This is a genomic window from Providencia sp. LY12 (genome assembly GCF_057621555.1).
In genome coordinates, this window is sequence record NZ_CM172594.1 from 3,390,873 (window position 1) to 3,406,914 (window position 16,042).

At 37.8% G+C, this 16,042-nt stretch carries 19 protein-coding genes; 6 read left to right on the top strand and 13 right to left on the bottom strand.

Going from position 1 to position 16,042, the window contains the following annotated elements; translation table 11 throughout:
* Positions 1-541 precede the first annotated feature (541 nt).
* Positions 542-1,159 carry a Fic/DOC family protein gene (locus ACY3ZI_RS16175; RefSeq protein ID WP_487375508.1) on the top strand — a complete coding sequence of 206 codons (618 nt, stop codon included), beginning with the start codon at positions 542-544 and terminating at the stop codon, positions 1,157-1,159.
* On the opposite strand, the gene ACY3ZI_RS16180 is transcribed toward ACY3ZI_RS16175, so the two are convergent.
* The 8 genes from ACY3ZI_RS16180 to ACY3ZI_RS16215 all read right to left on the bottom strand — a co-directional run bounded on the left by ACY3ZI_RS16180 (position 1,156) and on the right by ACY3ZI_RS16215 (position 8,019).
* Complete coding sequence (locus tag ACY3ZI_RS16180) at positions 1,156-1,320, bottom strand: hypothetical protein (RefSeq protein WP_487375509.1); 165 nt, start codon at positions 1,318-1,320, stop codon at positions 1,156-1,158. The genes ACY3ZI_RS16175 and ACY3ZI_RS16180 overlap by 4 nt on opposite strands.
* Positions 1,321-1,423: 103 nt before the next feature.
* Positions 1,424-1,675, bottom strand: coding sequence for a hypothetical protein (locus tag ACY3ZI_RS16185; RefSeq protein ID WP_369487621.1), 252 nt, complete (start codon positions 1,673-1,675; stop codon positions 1,424-1,426).
* Between the two features lie 165 nt (positions 1,676-1,840).
* Complete coding sequence (locus ACY3ZI_RS16190) at positions 1,841-2,803, bottom strand: hypothetical protein (protein ID WP_487375510.1); 963 nt, start codon at positions 2,801-2,803, stop codon at positions 1,841-1,843.
* An 8-nt stretch (positions 2,804-2,811) separates the two neighbouring features.
* Complete coding sequence (locus tag ACY3ZI_RS16195) at positions 2,812-3,939, bottom strand: helix-turn-helix domain-containing protein (RefSeq protein WP_161737955.1); 1,128 nt, start codon at positions 3,937-3,939, stop codon at positions 2,812-2,814.
* Between the two features lie 6 nt (positions 3,940-3,945).
* Positions 3,946-4,557, bottom strand: coding sequence for a hypothetical protein (locus tag ACY3ZI_RS16200; protein ID WP_232240017.1), 612 nt, complete (start codon positions 4,555-4,557; stop codon positions 3,946-3,948).
* Between the two features lie 192 nt (positions 4,558-4,749).
* Positions 4,750-6,255 carry a hypothetical protein gene (locus ACY3ZI_RS16205; RefSeq protein WP_487375511.1) on the bottom strand — a complete coding sequence of 502 codons (1,506 nt, stop codon included), beginning with the start codon at positions 6,253-6,255 and terminating at the stop codon, positions 4,750-4,752.
* A gap of 375 nt (positions 6,256-6,630) precedes the next feature.
* A complete protein-coding gene (locus ACY3ZI_RS16210; protein WP_487375512.1) occupies positions 6,631-7,737 on the bottom strand; it encodes a hypothetical protein in 1,107 nt (368 codons plus the stop codon).
* Positions 7,738-7,821: 84 nt separating this feature from the next.
* Positions 7,822-8,019: a helix-turn-helix transcriptional regulator gene (locus ACY3ZI_RS16215; protein WP_161707213.1), complete on the bottom strand. Its 198-nt coding sequence runs from the start codon at positions 8,017-8,019 to the stop codon at positions 7,822-7,824.
* Between the two features lie 254 nt (positions 8,020-8,273).
* On the opposite strand from ACY3ZI_RS16215, the gene ACY3ZI_RS16220 reads away from it, so the two are divergent.
* Positions 8,274-8,870: a hypothetical protein gene (locus tag ACY3ZI_RS16220; RefSeq protein WP_196722439.1), complete on the top strand. Its 597-nt coding sequence runs from the start codon at positions 8,274-8,276 to the stop codon at positions 8,868-8,870.
* 5 nt (positions 8,871-8,875) lie between these two features.
* Here the strand turns inward: ACY3ZI_RS16220 and ACY3ZI_RS16225 are convergent, their stop codons facing one another.
* Positions 8,876-9,397 carry a hypothetical protein gene (locus tag ACY3ZI_RS16225; RefSeq protein ID WP_487375513.1) on the bottom strand — a complete coding sequence of 174 codons (522 nt, stop codon included), beginning with the start codon at positions 9,395-9,397 and terminating at the stop codon, positions 8,876-8,878.
* Positions 9,398-9,467: 70 nt separating this feature from the next.
* A complete protein-coding gene (locus tag ACY3ZI_RS16230; protein ID WP_487375514.1) occupies positions 9,468-9,902 on the bottom strand; it encodes a DUF2787 family protein in 435 nt (144 codons plus the stop codon).
* Between the two features lie 633 nt (positions 9,903-10,535).
* Here ACY3ZI_RS16230 and ACY3ZI_RS16235 point away from each other — a divergent pair.
* Positions 10,536-12,794, top strand: coding sequence for an autotransporter outer membrane beta-barrel domain-containing protein (locus tag ACY3ZI_RS16235; RefSeq protein ID WP_369470793.1), 2,259 nt, complete (start codon positions 10,536-10,538; stop codon positions 12,792-12,794).
* Between the two features lie 230 nt (positions 12,795-13,024).
* Here the strand turns inward: ACY3ZI_RS16235 and ACY3ZI_RS16240 are convergent, their stop codons facing one another.
* From ACY3ZI_RS16240 to ACY3ZI_RS16250, 3 genes are all read right to left on the bottom strand, one after another.
* The gene (locus ACY3ZI_RS16240) at positions 13,025-13,342 is read right to left on the bottom strand and encodes a hypothetical protein (protein WP_487375515.1); all 318 of its coding nucleotides are present in this window, start codon (positions 13,340-13,342) and stop codon (positions 13,025-13,027) included.
* Between the two features lie 9 nt (positions 13,343-13,351).
* Positions 13,352-13,693, bottom strand: coding sequence for a hypothetical protein (locus tag ACY3ZI_RS16245; RefSeq protein WP_487375516.1), 342 nt, complete (start codon positions 13,691-13,693; stop codon positions 13,352-13,354).
* A gap of 98 nt (positions 13,694-13,791) precedes the next feature.
* Entirely contained in the window at positions 13,792-14,076 is a 285-nt protein-coding gene (locus ACY3ZI_RS16250) for a helix-turn-helix domain-containing protein (RefSeq protein WP_487375517.1), read from the bottom strand.
* Positions 14,077-14,213: 137 nt separating this feature from the next.
* Between ACY3ZI_RS16250 and ACY3ZI_RS16255 the strand changes: the two genes are divergently transcribed.
* The 3 genes from ACY3ZI_RS16255 (at position 14,214) to ACY3ZI_RS16265 (ending at position 15,977) form a co-directional block, all read left to right on the top strand.
* Positions 14,214-14,630: a hypothetical protein gene (locus ACY3ZI_RS16255; protein ID WP_004910574.1), complete on the top strand. Its 417-nt coding sequence runs from the start codon at positions 14,214-14,216 to the stop codon at positions 14,628-14,630.
* 61 nt (positions 14,631-14,691) lie between these two features.
* Positions 14,692-15,489, top strand: coding sequence for a DNA translocase FtsK (locus ACY3ZI_RS16260; protein ID WP_487375518.1), 798 nt, complete (start codon positions 14,692-14,694; stop codon positions 15,487-15,489).
* A 62-nt stretch (positions 15,490-15,551) separates the two neighbouring features.
* Positions 15,552-15,977: a hypothetical protein gene (locus tag ACY3ZI_RS16265; protein ID WP_487375519.1), complete on the top strand. Its 426-nt coding sequence runs from the start codon at positions 15,552-15,554 to the stop codon at positions 15,975-15,977.
* Positions 15,978-16,042: the final 65 nt, after the last annotated feature.

The following is a 16,042-nucleotide window of genomic DNA, read 5'->3' on the forward strand; positions in this document are numbered from 1 at the left end:
CAAGCGAAGATAGGCGGGAAGCATATAGATAAACTATGTGACTCGGCGAGCTGAGCGTATAGCTCAGTGACCAGGCATCGACCTAATTGGCGTAACTGTTTCAACTCATGTAACTCATGTAACTCATGTAACTCAACTTACCACGCAATAACATTTTGAGGTAAATTCCCCGTTATTAGCAGTACAAGTTTTCCCTTAACTGGGCTACTATGAGGGTCGCAAACGCCCTTTCAACTTTCCGCGAATTCACCCTAACAACAAGATAAAATAGCGTTTACGCCGAAAGTCAAAAGCCCATAAATACATCAAATATTCAACAAGTTAAAAACATGACAGAAAACCAAAGTTTCGAATCCCATACGCCGATGATGCATGGGTGTGTTAGCGTTGAAATATAACGATATTTATTAATTTTTCAGCAAAACCTATAATTTAACCTACACTTAATTAATCCGTTGATTTATAGGTGGTTATTATTTATTTGATGTTTTTAGCATTATAACGTACAAAATTCATACCCATACCACAAGAACACGCTTATATGAATAAATACGATGTGTTTAACAGCGAAGGAAAATTTGCTGATGGTTCTGATGAAGAAGTGCTAGCTAATAAGCTAGGGCTTTCAAACGTTGATGATATCAATGATGCTGAGCTTGTTCTGTTAGAAAAGTTGTATCAGGTTATTTTTGAAGAGCAATTCCCAACTGAACAAATCACGGTATCACTTATTCAGCGCTGGCACCGCCAATGGTTAGGAAATGTTTACGAGTGGGCAGGTCAATTACGTACAGTGAATATTAGCAAAGGTGGCTTTATGTTTGCCCCTGCGGGTCGCGTTGCAAAATTACTTGCTCAATTCGAGAAAGAGTTTCTAGCGAAGTACACACCTTGCACCAATATGAACCGAGAACAAGTCATAGAGGCTATTGCCACGGTACATGTGGAGTTGATTCTGATACATCCGTTCAGGGAAGGAAATGGGCGCTTATCGCGTTTACTCGCTGATGTGATGGCGGTACAAGCTGGTTTCCAGCCGTTAGACTATGAAAGTTGGACTCAACACCCTGAGCAGTATATCGCAGCAATCCACGCAGGGTTAAACCTTTACTATGAATCCATGAAATATTGGGTTAATGAAGCCTTAAAAGCGAACTAAATCGCAAGTTTCAAATGCCCAAACTTCTCACGTTTTGCTTTCATTTCTTCTTCAAGGCGACGGGACTCCTGCCTTGTTTCAATCGCCGTAGAGGTTGCTACCGAACGAATGAGCTGGGTGCGAGTTGGTTTTGTTGCTTGAACTAATTCATTCTTTTTCATGGTAGTCTCACATCAAACGGGCGACAGTCAATTTTATCACCTTTGTTTTATATGGCAACATAGATCTTATGGCGAAACTATAACCTTAAAGCTAGATATCAGTTTAAAAACTACTGTTTTTAGCTCTGTCCTTGGCTATCCTTAACACTTCATTATATGAATACTTTGACGTATAAAAAACATGTTCCCAATGAGGAGGAACTTCTGACAACCTTACTGTAAAACCATGCTCATTTAATAATTCTAATAAATATCCTCGATGTATCCGAGATATAGACCCATTCCAGTATATACCACTACTACTTAATTCTTTAAGAGCCACATCCAATAAATGATATCTTATTTTTTCTTTCATATTCATGAGTCCTTAAAAACATACATTTGTGAAAATAAAAAAACAAGTCAAAATAGGTATACTTAAATAGTCAAATTAATCACTATTAGCGACATTCTCACTTTAGCTTTCAAAAATCAGATTACTACCTAAACAATTATTCCATGCCAAATTATCCTATTAAAACTATAATTCCTTCCACCATTCACTCTCATTGCCGTCTATAACTTGAGTATTGACACCCAGGAACTTGTATGCCGCTTTAGCTTTATCTATAAGACGCTTATCTCTACAAACAAAATAATCGCATACAGTTGCATAAATTACATGGGTATGGTCATGTAAACTAGATTCTACTTTTTTCATTCTTTCTAGTTTATAACCAAATCTATTTAATTCTCTTAATACTAAATCTACCATGCTTTCGACCAAAGAAAAATCATGCTTTATTTTATCATAGCATTCATTATGTGGCTCTAAAAAATAAATAGCTAATTTTTTATATTCTCTAAATCCAGTTTTAATTAAATACATTGCAGTTTTATTAATTAACTCCAGTTTTTCTTGGGTTTGAGGATGTAACTCCATACCTCGTTTATATAATTCCATTGACGCATCGTTTTGAACCCATAAAGAAATAAATTTATCAATAAATACATCTATATTTATTTCCTTTTCAAGGATATCATCTATCGGGTTTAAATTATTAATTTTAGTTAATGCCTCAACTCTTTCCTTATCTGAATAACTAGAAAATTTTTCATGACCTTCAGCTAAAACCTTACCTTGTGCATGTTCTGCAAATACATTTGATTCTATGGCTGAATAAACCCTATTAAAACAATCAAAAGGAGACTCCTTTATGATAACAATACCCTCATCACCATAGGGTTTTTCAATAATATTAAGATTGTCATTCATATATGGAAACAATTCTTTATTATCAGAAACATGCCCAACTTGCTGTAAATTTCTATCTGTTTTTTCTTTACTTACCACTCCACATTGTAACCCTCTAGCTATTTCTTCAATATGTGCGGGTGAATAAAAAAAATCATATCCTTCTTCTTTCAATCTTGGCACAAAATTTTCTGCACCACGCTCAATTAAATCAAGATAAATATTATAATCCAAATATACTTTGCTCATAACTAGCCTTAAAATTTAAAAGGTACAACTATCAAATCTGATTCACTTTTTTCAGATTGAATATAATTAATCCCTGAAATTTCAGCTAATAATTCAGGTTTAACATTCAATTTACCTGCTAACATTTCGAATGATATTCCCAACTCCTCTCTCAGAATATCTAAACTTTCTTTCAATACATTAGGTTCCTCTAAGGGAATTTGCTCATCTAACTTTTCTTTTTTAGTTTGTCTAGTTTGACTAAACCACACATTTGCACTTCTATACTGTTGAGCATTAATAAAACCTAGAAAATGAGCCCTATAAATAATCGCTCTAGCGCTTACTTTCCAACGAACTTTCAAGGCGTAAACTTTCTTCCAGTTAATTGCGCCATCTAATCCTAAGCACGCAGGAAACTCTCTAGCGAAAGATTCTCTAGGGAATAAAAAAGCACTAGCAAAAGCATCTGCTTCTCGTTCAGTCTGCTTACAGCCAGTTTCTATGCCATCATGCATGATTAAATGCCCACATTCATGTGCTATGTCAAAACGCATTCGGCATGCGCTCTCCTTAGCTGTATTACGGACTATAATAGGGAATCTTCTATTGACTGATAAGGCATCAACCTTATCAGATATTCCATCAAAACAAGTAATGATAGCTCCCTGATTTTCAACAACATTGACCATATTATCTATAGGAGCATCTGCCGTTAATCCCCAACGAATACGAGCTCCTTCCGCTATTTTTTCAATCATTGGTGCAGACAACGACACTATTTTACTATTGTCGATCAAATTAAAGCCATTTACTGGTAATTCTAAGTGTTCGTGAAGTTCTGCAACTAACTGTTCTAAAATAGTACTATATGCTTGCACTCTCTCTTTAACACCTGCAGGTGTAGTTTGTCTTTTTCTGAAATGGCATTGCTCTGGTTTAACATCACCAGAAAGTGGAACACTAAAAAACTCAGTAGACACTTGAAGAAATTCAGCTAATGCATTCCGTACATCTTTAGCAGGGGCTCTAATACCACTTTCATACTGATGAATACTCTGACGTGTGACACAAACAGCATCACCGAGCTCCTGTAAAGTATATCCTTTTAATAATCGAGCAAGCCGAAGCCGCTCACCATAAAATTCTATAGACATGATTTACTAACCATTATTTGAATCATCATTTTCAGCTTTTTTGTCTTTCCTTTTAACCGAAATAGGCGCTTTAGGTGTCTTAATAGATTCAGGTAATTTGGCATCAATAGAACCAAGTGCAGGTACTCTTTCATCTAAAGGAATCTCCCAACTAGAAACCTGTGATCCATCTAAGAAGCCTGTAATGCTTACTCGTTCAACATAACGAAATTCATCAACTTCAACTGCAAACAGCCAAATTATTGATGCAGCGTCACCTATTTCTGTCGGTAATAGGCTCATCTGACTTAACGCTTCGACACAAGGAATAAGTCTACGCTCCTCAGGACAACTAGGCCTACCTCTATACAAACGTACTGGCACCGATCCAATAGAAAAGGTAAATTTACCATCAACTTTAATTATTCCAAGCCACGGCCACTCTTGTTGTTGTGCCGCTGCCCTAATAATTCTTACTCGACAACATTCATAAGCTCTGAGACCTGTCGAGCGAGAAGTATCACCGAGGTCATCATTGTGCAGATCGACAACATCATCTCTAACATCTCGGATTAATGATGCTAACTGCTTTAGACGTTCTGCTGTTAAAGCAGGATTAAGCTCCCAAGGTTGTTCCATTGTAATAATTTACCTCATAGATAGGTTGTGTAGCCCAAAAGGGATAAGGTGAAATACGCAGCAATAATCCTGCGTTTTTTTGTTTTTGTCAAGCTAATAAAAAAAAGTAACCAAAATGAATAAATGTTAACCATTCTCATAAGGTTACTTATTACTCGCAAGTTTTGAATTATTTTTTATAACTTCAATTGACTAATCATCATGCTTCAACACTATCTTCAAATACTCGTGTTTCCAATCACCATCAGACAGCTCATGCAAACTCACAAATCCATCATGTTCTAGCGCACAAACACCGCTGTGCGAGCTCACATAATCATAGACTGCACGGCTTTCTAGCCCTTGTATCATATGCGCGAGTAGCTTACGTCGCATCACATCACGACGCCACGCCTTCCACACCTCGTTTTTTGTTTTTCGCTTTGTGGTATTGAATGGCTGCCCAGCCGCATTCACGACAGAAAGCCCATACTTATTTTTCTTTCCTATTTTTAGATACTCGTCAATGAGTTGATTTATGCTTTCCCATAGCTCTGCTGTTTCTAATTTCCAATGTTCCAGTATTTCTGATACATAATCGTCGGAATAGAGCTTTCGTAGCTTTTTCACCATACTTCCCTTCGCTGACAAACTAACAGAGCCAGCATTAAATATAGTACCGTAGCGGATAGTTTTAACGAGATTATCATCTACACCTAGCGTATCTTTGATAAAGTCAGTTTCTAATACAGATAGTGAATCAGTGCTAATTCCATATTTCTTGAATTCTTGCTCTAAGATAGCTAACTGGCAGCCTTTAATATCATAATTGTACCCGTTAGCTAAACATGCCCATTTCATCTTGCTCGGTAAATATTGAAAACCTGTACCTACCTCAAAAGAACGGCTACCCACTTTGGCGGTTTTATACGCTTGTCGATATTCAATAATCAATGGCGTTTTGCTAATTATCTTGACACCTACCTCCATCAAATGAGAGATAAAATTAAAATAAAAGCTCTTATTCTTTGCAGTAGGATGGTCATTACAATATTCTTGTAGTCTATCAAGGTTGATCGGTAATGCTTCGAGTTGTTGATACACACCGATAACGCGCTGTCTAAAATTGGCATTTTCGATGGCTCGTTTCGATGTTTTATGCTTAGGAGGCTTTACATTATAAGAGCTTTTTAACATCAATTCATACAGTGTTTCGGGTTTCTTACGCTTATCAAAAATATTCGTCAAATAGGTATAGCGATCTGTACGTTTAAGATAATCCTTTCGTTTACCGGGAAATAAAGCTTTAAGGACACTTTTAGATAAAGCAAATTCTCGGCACTTATGGGTTCCATAGCTATGTTGGATAATTTTAATGATTTTAGCTTGTTCCAAACACTCTAAACCGCGTTCTAAGCCTAAATCGCGACTTTGCTTAAAAATCATAGGAAATTTCTCTTTTCCCAATTCAGCAGGAAATGGTACTGAATACGTCCAGTCTTTATCTCCTTTAAACCTCGCTTTTTTCTTCGTATTTTTGCTAACCGTCGCACTACAGATAATATGCTGTAAGAACAAGCCAATTTCACCGTAATATTGAGGTTTATGACGTTGATCGACGGTATTATCAAAGGGAACGCTCAGAACAATCGCTTTATAGACTTTAACTGTAGCTTCTGTGACAAGAATGTTATCTTTGGTGATATATGCTGCTTTCATTTCAATTTACCATGTTGTTAATAGTAAATTGAATTACGCAAATACCTTTTTTAGTGGGGTTAACCCCTAACCCCATTTTTTAGTGGGTAATTAGAAAAACCGAGAAAGCGTCAAATACCCGTGCCAGCTACTCAAAGCGATCAGTTAAGACCAACAACTCGCGGTCTAGACGAAAATAGCTAATCCCAATATCCCCAAACTATTGCCATATATAGATAACGTTATTATTCATAGCCATTATGCTTATGATGCTTGCTAAACTTGATGTTATGCTGGTAACCAGCATTGATATATATATACATAATATTGTTATATGTTGAGTCGCCACACTATACCGCCGCAGCGACCCAACACCATTACCCGTGATACAGGCTACTAATAACCGTGTTTGCGAGCCCATTCTTCACGCAAACTCTTCTGCCAAAGAGCTGGAACTCCGAGAATGCCGAGCTTCTCAACCAATAAATGAAAGTCGCACCAAATTTCATCTTTATCGAAAAGATCAACTTGATTGTTTTTCAATCTATTATCTAGACGTTTTAAGATCTTTTTAGCCTCCTTTGGGTTGGTTTTATTCACATAATCGCGTAGCTCAGGTAATATCATGCCCGACAGTAACAACTCCCAATCTAAATCCCCTTCTTTGGTACACAGTGGCTTTTGATAGAACGCAATACGTTCCAGCAAATTGTGAAGATTGCGAATATCTCGTAATAATAGCGCTTTACATCTCGGTTTATAACGAATTTCTAGCCGCATGAAACGGCGATACTCCTGTATTTCGCGCCAATTAGTGATTATCAGTTGTAGATCTTTATCATGTAAAGTGTCTAAGTCATCACCAACATCCAGCTTCTCATAACAAGAGACGTGATACTCTGATTTATTGCTACCAAGCCGTTGCCCTTGAAACTCTCCTTCACTTGAGTAACGTTCGCCACAACATGCCCCCTTAAAACCAATATGATAGTCTGAGAGACGCATATCATATATGTCTAAAGCATAATCAATGCGAGTCACCCATGCGCTTTTCAATAACTTATATAGATATTTACCTAGGCGCTTCTTTTCCCCTAAATAAAGAACTAATTTATTAATATCATCGAAAGAAAAGTGTTGAGGACTAAATTCAAATCTAACAGCACCTCTTCCTTCATATTTATCTGTTTTCTTAAAATCCATTTCCGTCGGCTTATAATAAATCATAAATACTTGCTTCGGATTATATTTATTTCCTACCTTAATTTGATAGCGATAAAGTTTACTCATATTCTCATCTGTCGCTTTCTTTCTTTCAATTGAATAAAAACGACTGCCTTGCATCTTATTTAATCTATCGAACAATTCATCGGTATCATCAATTTCAAGATCACCTACAATACTAAGTTTATCTATTCTATGCATCATTTCGTAATGACCTAATTCATGAGGAATAGCAATTGATTTCTTCAAATTATCAATATTAGGTTTAAGGGTAGACATAGCTACCCCCATCACTTACTTGAATATTAGTATTCTCTATATAATCATATAAAGGGGTTATAACAGGCTTATAGATCCACATAATTATTGCCCCTCCTTTTTTACGCATTTTTCACACCATTGAACTATTTCGCTCGCTTTCCAACGAACCGAGCGACCAGATGCAGTCAATGAATATTGCGCAGGAAAATCGCCTGCCTTTATCCAACGGTATAAGGTCGCGCGTGAAACCTGAGTGATTTCTAAAACTTGCTTAATCGTTAAAAAGTGTTCGTGTTGCATGAGACATAACTCCTGTCAGTTTATGGAGTTACTCTTTACAACCATAAAAAATGATCGATTGTGATAGTCACAAAAGGCCAAAAGGCGGATTAAGTGACGGTCACAGTGATTTTCTGGACTAAACCTGCTAAAATTCTTTAAAATATTAGTGACGGTCACACATAAAAATCACCGTAATGTATGACCGTCACAATTATTGGGTGTTTTTACTAAACTCATGAGAACTACATGACTGTCACAAAATGGAGCATCTAATGTCTGGAAAAATAGGTCAGAGAAAGAAGATAGAACAAGAAAATAAAAAGGAAGATAATTGCAAAAGGGCAAAAACAAGCAGAGAGAATAGACTGAAAAAATTAGGCGCACCATTCACCATTAACATGCATGATAAAAATAAAACAAGATTGAGAGAAATCTGTGTTCATTTTGGTCATGATGACATGATGGAAAGAGAAAAAGCCACAGGACGAATTTTCAGCCAAACAATTATGAATGTTATCGATTATTATTATATTACCGCAGTTATTGAGTCTAAAAATGACAATGCAAAATTATTAATAAATACGTTTAAAACCATTTGGAAAGAATGTGTTTTAAACAAAAACATTTTCATTCTTAAAAACGAATTTGAAACACTTCCTGATAGTAAAGAAAAGAAAATAATCGAAGGAGAACTAAAATCAATTGCCAAATCCATGACTAAAACAAAGTGTTTCATTCCTCCCTATATATTCAATAATAATTTTGATGAAAGAAATATTACAACATGGACACCATTAGATATTTTATATTTGCTAGATACTCAATCAGTCATTAATAAACTTAAAAAGTTAAATACATTGAAAAAATAACCTATTTATAAAGGTGATATTTCAACAAAATAAACAGATTCACTATACAACCGCCGTACTTTGTTACCTCTTAATCCATAGCTGGTGCGGCTCACTTTCTCTTGCTGGTGGCTATCAAAGAAATAGAGATAGTCACTGTCCATACGCTCCACCAGCGACCAATGCCACTGGTCACCCAGAAGAATAAGCCGACGTGACGTTGTATGAGCGTCTAAGAACGCCTGACAAGCAGAAAGTATTTTTTGTGTAGTCAATCCATCTTTGTAACGAAATGGCGTGGTAACGTGTAGAGGGGCTTGTGATGGGTATTTTGAGGCTAGGCGCTTAATCAAGTAATTCATTTCAGGAATATCAATACCTTGGGTTAAACACTTGTACAGTGACCAGTATTCGCTGTATTCACGCAAAAGATAATTAAATAACGGGCGGGGCTTAATGCGGTCTCCATAGAACCATGTACTCATATTCACCAGACTGTAAATCCCACAGAGGCAATCTAAATCCCCTTGCTTGGACGGTATCAACATCAACTCAAACCTTCTATTGATTGTACTGTACTTAATGGAATCACCAGCGCTGGTATTATTTTTTACTTAATTAGTGGGTTTCCCACTGAATACTGACTTCATAACATTTCATTTTGTGGTATTGAATAAAATTGCGTTGCCACAGTTCAAACAGTGCTCCGCCCTCTTCTTCATCAATATCCCCCATCATAAAATGATAAACATAACCCTGCGACCAACAAATATCGAGTTCCTTTTCAAGCTCAGGATAATAGCTCCCCATGTATGAAAAATCTGTCACATAATCAAACTGCCATTGCTCATGCAGCCGTAACAAGCGTATTTCGACAGGATGGAAACCGCCTGTTTCAGCACTATACAATGGGTCTCGAAAATTTAAGGTAACCGCCCTAACAGTGGTTAAATCAATCACTGAGTTAATCACTGAATTATTCAGTTCATGTAATAACAATTGGCTAAAAGCTTGTGCGATAGGCAAGCGTAGCCCTGACTGATGAATAGTCATATAAAGTTGCCTTTAAATAAAAAAGTAAAAATAAACTGTTAAGCAAAACCCAATCATATTTTGGGTATAGTGCCATGCTAATATTTTACCATAACCACTAGCAAAGTAAAGCTATTTATTATTAATAATCAGGTAGTTACATACATTTAGCCATCATTGCTATTTTGATATACGTACAGTGATTTTTATTGAAATGAAGACACTATCAACGTTCGCGCTAGCCCAAAACGTAAAATATCCGTACATCAGATTTATTTGAAACTACCCACTACCCAAAGAATCTCCTATCCCCCTTTATCCTCGCGTTATATCCGGACGTTTATGACAATCCTCCTCAAATTTTCAACTCACATAAGAATCTCAATAATCCATGACCGATCGTTTTTAACGATCGATAAATCATTATTGATAGGCGTAATTGATTCTAACAATCGTTTTGATCATATTGATAGATAAAACAGATCATATTTTGTAAACTTGTGTTTGATAGGTTCACACGTTGTAGCCCTTTTTAATTAAAATTTTTGTTATTTTGTTCTACAAAAGGTTATCAAGTGAACCTAATAATCGATGTAACCGCCTATTTTAACGGGCGCTTATCCATTTTTTTCATCAATTAATAAAGATGTCATTATGAAAAAACAATTAAATACAAACTATCGTCTTGTCTGGAGCGCTGTCCAAAACGCGTTGATTGCCGTCTCTGAACTAACCCATGCAAAAGGTAAGAAAACAGCGGGTATCATCGCACTTTCAGCATTATCATCACTGGCTTCAATACCTGCCTTTGCCGATGATAGCCGTTGTGTCAATGGCACAACAGTGACCGATAACTGCACGGTTGAGGCTGGGGAAACAGTGTCAAATATGACCGTTAAGGAAAATGGCAATTTACGAGTAAACGGTGAATCAAATAATACCGTTTTAACAGGACAGAAAAATCCAACCGGTTCAGGGTCGTCATTTGATGATGGAAGTCGGTATGATTCAGCGACAGAATGGGTTTATGGCACGGCGACGGGCACCATCATCAATGCAGGTGGGATCCAAAAGGTCGACGGTGGTACAGCCGACCAATCAAAAGTCAATTATCACGGTGTATTAGAAGTTAACAACGGGGGCACAATCACTAATTCAACAGTAGGCTCTAATGATGTCGTTGATGGGTTAAAAACCGATGAAGCCTATATTTCTGTTATCGGTAATGGTAGTTCAGCTAAGAACACCCATATTAACAATGGTGGCGTTCTGAGTGCGTCAGAAGGAGCTATCGTCACGGATACAACCATCAATGCCGGAGGGCGTCTAGAACTTTCAGTGGATAATGACCTCGATAACAACGAGTTTAGGACGAATGCAGGCATAACTACAGCTAATGGTGTAACAATTAATAAAGATGGCATACTGGCGCTTGATAAGGATACAAAAGCAACCGATGTGGCCGTCAATGAAGGCGGCACCCTATGGGCTGAAAATGGCGCTATTCTTGAAAATATAACGACCGTTGGAGGAGAAACTAAAGTTCAAAATGCCACACTCACTGGTAGCAACGTCTTTAATCAGCAAGGAACATTGACCGTCTCAGGGGATGTATCTGCGGAAATCATTGAGTTGTATGATGCCAATATTCAATTTGAGGGGGCGTCTGTTTCACAAGCCTCTTATCGCCGTAACACACCAGAGTTCAATGCGGGGCATCTTACCGTGAAAGAACTGAAAGGTGAAGGTGACAATAACAACATTACTCTGCGTATAGATGCCACATCGGGAGAGCATGACACATTACAAGTGACTGACGCTATTGACGGGCATTTTAATGTCAATATTAACAGTCAAGGTAAAGAAATAAACACATCGGCGTTAGATTCAAGTTTCATTGAAGCAAAAGGCAGTGATGCTCATACGTTCTCTGGTGATACTGATATTGGCGCTTACAACTATTCGCTTTACCAAGATGGCGATGACTGGCGGCTCCAACGCAGCGGCAATTTATCGGCATCTTCGAGCAATGCCATGATGCTCGCAAACGTCACACCAACAATTTGGGCGAGCGAATTATCCGTCTTACGCAACCGCCTAGGCGAACTCCACGCAGATTCTGAACAAAATGGTGTGTGGCTGAAATACATAACTGCCCGTAACCGCGTTAATAATAACCAGACAAGCTACAAACAGGACATGAACGGGTTTGTCCTCGGCGGCGATCGACAGCTTGATGTAACTAATGGAAAACTGTTCCTCGGCAGTCAGTTCGGTTATTCCTACTCATCTCTTGATGCAGCAAGCAGCGACGGACAAGTCAAAAGTTACAGTTTAGGCCTCTATGCGACATGGTTACACAATAGCGGCTACTACGTCGATGGCGTACTCAAAGGAAATCGATTCTTTAGTGAGAATAATGCACGCTTCAATCAAGGTACATCGAAAGCCAATGATGCGACCAATGGAATTGGATTCTCTCTTGAAGGAGGGAAACATATTAATATCAATACGTACCAAATTGAACCTTATGTTCAACTCGCTGGATTCCAAGGACAAAAAACACACTACACGTTTGATAATGATCTTCATGTTAATGCGAATGCAACCCGCTCTTTAAAAGCTGAGATAGGTACAACATTGGGTAAAGAATTTACACTACCTAATGGCGGTAATGCAAAACCTTATATTCGTCTGGCGGCAAGCCAAGAGTTTATCAAAAATAATGATGTCACTATCAATAATACCGAACGCTTTACCAATGATATGTCTGGCTTAACGGGGAAATATGGTATTGGTATGAATACAAACATTGTTAAAGATCTGGACATGTATGGTGAATTTAATTATGCCAAAGGCAACAAGCTTGAAACACCGTACAGTGGCACTGTGGGGATAAGATACAGTTTCTAACCTTTTCACTTAGCCCTCGACTATCAGTTTGAGGGCTTATTTAAACCACTTCCACCATGCGATATTAAAAATCAGTCTTTAGATGACTTTTTATCTCAATTGCTCCCTTTGGCGTGATTAAACAACGTTGATGATTTTTTTATGGCGGAGAATATTGATGTGGAAAGTGAATGAAAGAATAGAAACATCAAATGGTAAAATGCCAACCTAATAATAGGCTGGCATAGCAATTAACCGTTGAGTAACGTAACAACAAAACTTTTTTTATCATCCGCGAGCTGCACGGAATAAATTACCGTGACAGAGCCTGCTTTCCCCGTTGCTTCGGCAGCACAGAGATAAACGCCTCGTTGCGTATTTTGACGTTGCGTTCGCACATTCTCAAGCTGCTCATACATCGCCCAACCGACATGTTGATTGACCACTTGTAATGCTAATGCTTTTGCATCATTACTATTACAATTAACGGTACTCTCATTACATCCTGTTAAACCAACCATCGCCGTTAATATGATTAATTTCATCCACTGGCTAAGTTTCATTTTCACATTGTCACCTTACAGCAGAAAATTTACGGTTATTCCTGCTAATATATCGAGTGCAATCACAACCAACGCCACGTAATACCAAGCACGACGATTCGGTATTTTCACGATAAAGTAAAAACAGCAAACATCCCAAATAAGAATCAATGCTTCCACTTTATTCAATGTCACCTTTTTAGTGATAAAAAACTCAACGATATTTAAGAATAAAATCGGTAAAAACCAAAATAGCCAAAAGGTTTTAGCTAATCCAAAGCCCCCGTTGAGCAAACGCTGTTTAAATAAAGCTGGATCATTTAATCCTTTCGCTTCGTTTTCTTCTCGGATTTTTTGCAATTTATTTTTGATAGGCATGACTGTTCCTTCAATTAAATGAATTAAGGGTTTTTTCCATGGTGTTGACGTTAGAATGGGTGCAATGCCTTACCGATAAGCAAGGGTAAATATTTAGGCTATTTCAATGACCTTCTATGATTATTAGAGGATGGCTTATTGATGTAACGACTCGGCCATATTGTTTCAGGAGCCGTGCCAATCACATCCGCAATGATCTGTTCAGCTCTTGGATAAGCCCTCTCTAGCGCATTATTCAACGTCCGAGCAGAAAGACCATGCTCACGAGACAATTGCGCTAGTGTGACCCCTTTTTTATGCAAAGCCGCCACAATATCCGCACGGTGCCAATCCGCAGTGCTTCCTTTTCGGGGCTTTTTTTGAGATGCTACAGGGTTAGACATAGTAATAACTCCACTGTTTAATTCCTCGCCTATTAAAAACCAATTAAAGGGAATTATCAATAGATATCTTTATGATTTTAACATCTTTCTAGTGCGGTTATTTTATCCTTTTGATATGTATGGAATTTATAAAAATCATGACTGATAAAAAACAACTAACTGAAATGGATAATGCGCCCAAGCTCTGGTTTACCAGTGGAGAGCTAGCTGCTATAGGAAAAGAAAAAGCTGACGATCCAACACGTTACCCTGAATATAAAGAGATGGATATCCCTACCACCGCGAAAGGCGTTAGAGTCCGTCTAGAGTCAATCACAGCTCTTCATCCCCACTTTCGCAAGAAGAACCCTAATAAGCGTGGCGACCTCTATCATATTGATGCATTTAAGGTGATCCTAAACACAGATGAAAAAGAGCTCATCAAGCAAAACACGCTATCTTCTGAAAGTGCAGATCTTAACCTTTTACTTGAAATCTATAAATCACTGTCAGTTGAGAAAAGAAAAGTGTTATTAAAAAATGCACTCACAATGAAACAGGAAGAATTAGATTAGTATCTTTTGATATCTTTTGTTATTTTAATAACTGTATTTTCGTCACTGACTCAGAGGCACTATGCAGTTATCTCACCACAACACGTTAGACAGCAGCTATGACCCATTAACGGCTAAAGCTATTGATTATGTCACTCTCATTAACAGAGCGTCACCGAGACGTTTACAGCACCATTTTCGGATAGGATTTCACCGCGCTGAGCGCATTATTCATCAATTGGAGTATTTGGGTGTGATTACCCCCTTGAATCAGTATGATTATCGTGAAGTGCTCGGATACCCAACTCACTACCGCTCTTTTGATGCATCCGCCTTTGCAGCACCTATTGAGACAGCACAAACCCCATTATTCATTGAATTACCAATGGATACACAATCCCTAGAATATCGTTGCTTGATTCAAGCTATCGTCTGGCAGCGTATTGTGGTCTGGGTTGAAGAAATCGAGATCGAAGGTGGTACAACCAATATCTTGAAATCTGTCTCACCGTTTGAATACCTGATTGATACTCATAGTGATGACATTTATCAAGATACGCTCCGTAACAATGCCAGTTCTTACCGTTTTCTAGCCACCTTACGCCCTGAAACCCCATTGGATGTGTTACGGCAACATGGGCGCATTAGTTATCAACCCTGCTGGAAGCTGCCCCACATAGCACAGGAAGAATGGCAAGGTTTATGGGTGCCAAATGAAGCAGGATGGGAAAGCCTAAGTGAGGAAAATATTCATCAGCCAAGAGGGATTGGTGAGTGGCCTGATTTACCCCATAGAAGCATGAAACCGTTGATGCATGGGCTACAAGAGGATGGCGGGGATTATTTGCGATATTTGATTTATTGGAAAAGTCAGGTTTAATAATCATAATCTTCAAGGCATAAATACACCTTGTATAACAACATTAAAATTTGAGGAATAATATGAAATATTTATCACTCGTAATTGCTACTGCAACCATTTTTCTATCAACTGTACAGGCAGCAAACTCACCTTTCCAAAATCTCGCAGTATACAAAAGCAAACATGGAATACTAGAAATCACACCAAGTCAAAACGATGCGGCAAAGTTCGATTTCCAGATTAATGCCAATATTGATATGTATGTCTGTGATGCTGAAGGCACTGCCTATATCACAGAAAGAGACTCATCTTCAGATACATGGAATGCTACAGCTTTAGTCAGTACAGATAATGATTTTGGTGAACAATATTGCAAAATGGAATTTTCTAAAGATAAAGCAGGCAAAATCGCAATCAAAACAAATTTTGGCTGCGCGGCTCAATGTGGTATAGGAGCTGAAGATGCAATGGATGGAGTATACAATACTACACTATATAATCGATAAATTAACAATAAGTTTCAGAAATACAAAACAGTATTAACTAGAAGTACCACCTTATTTGATGGGAA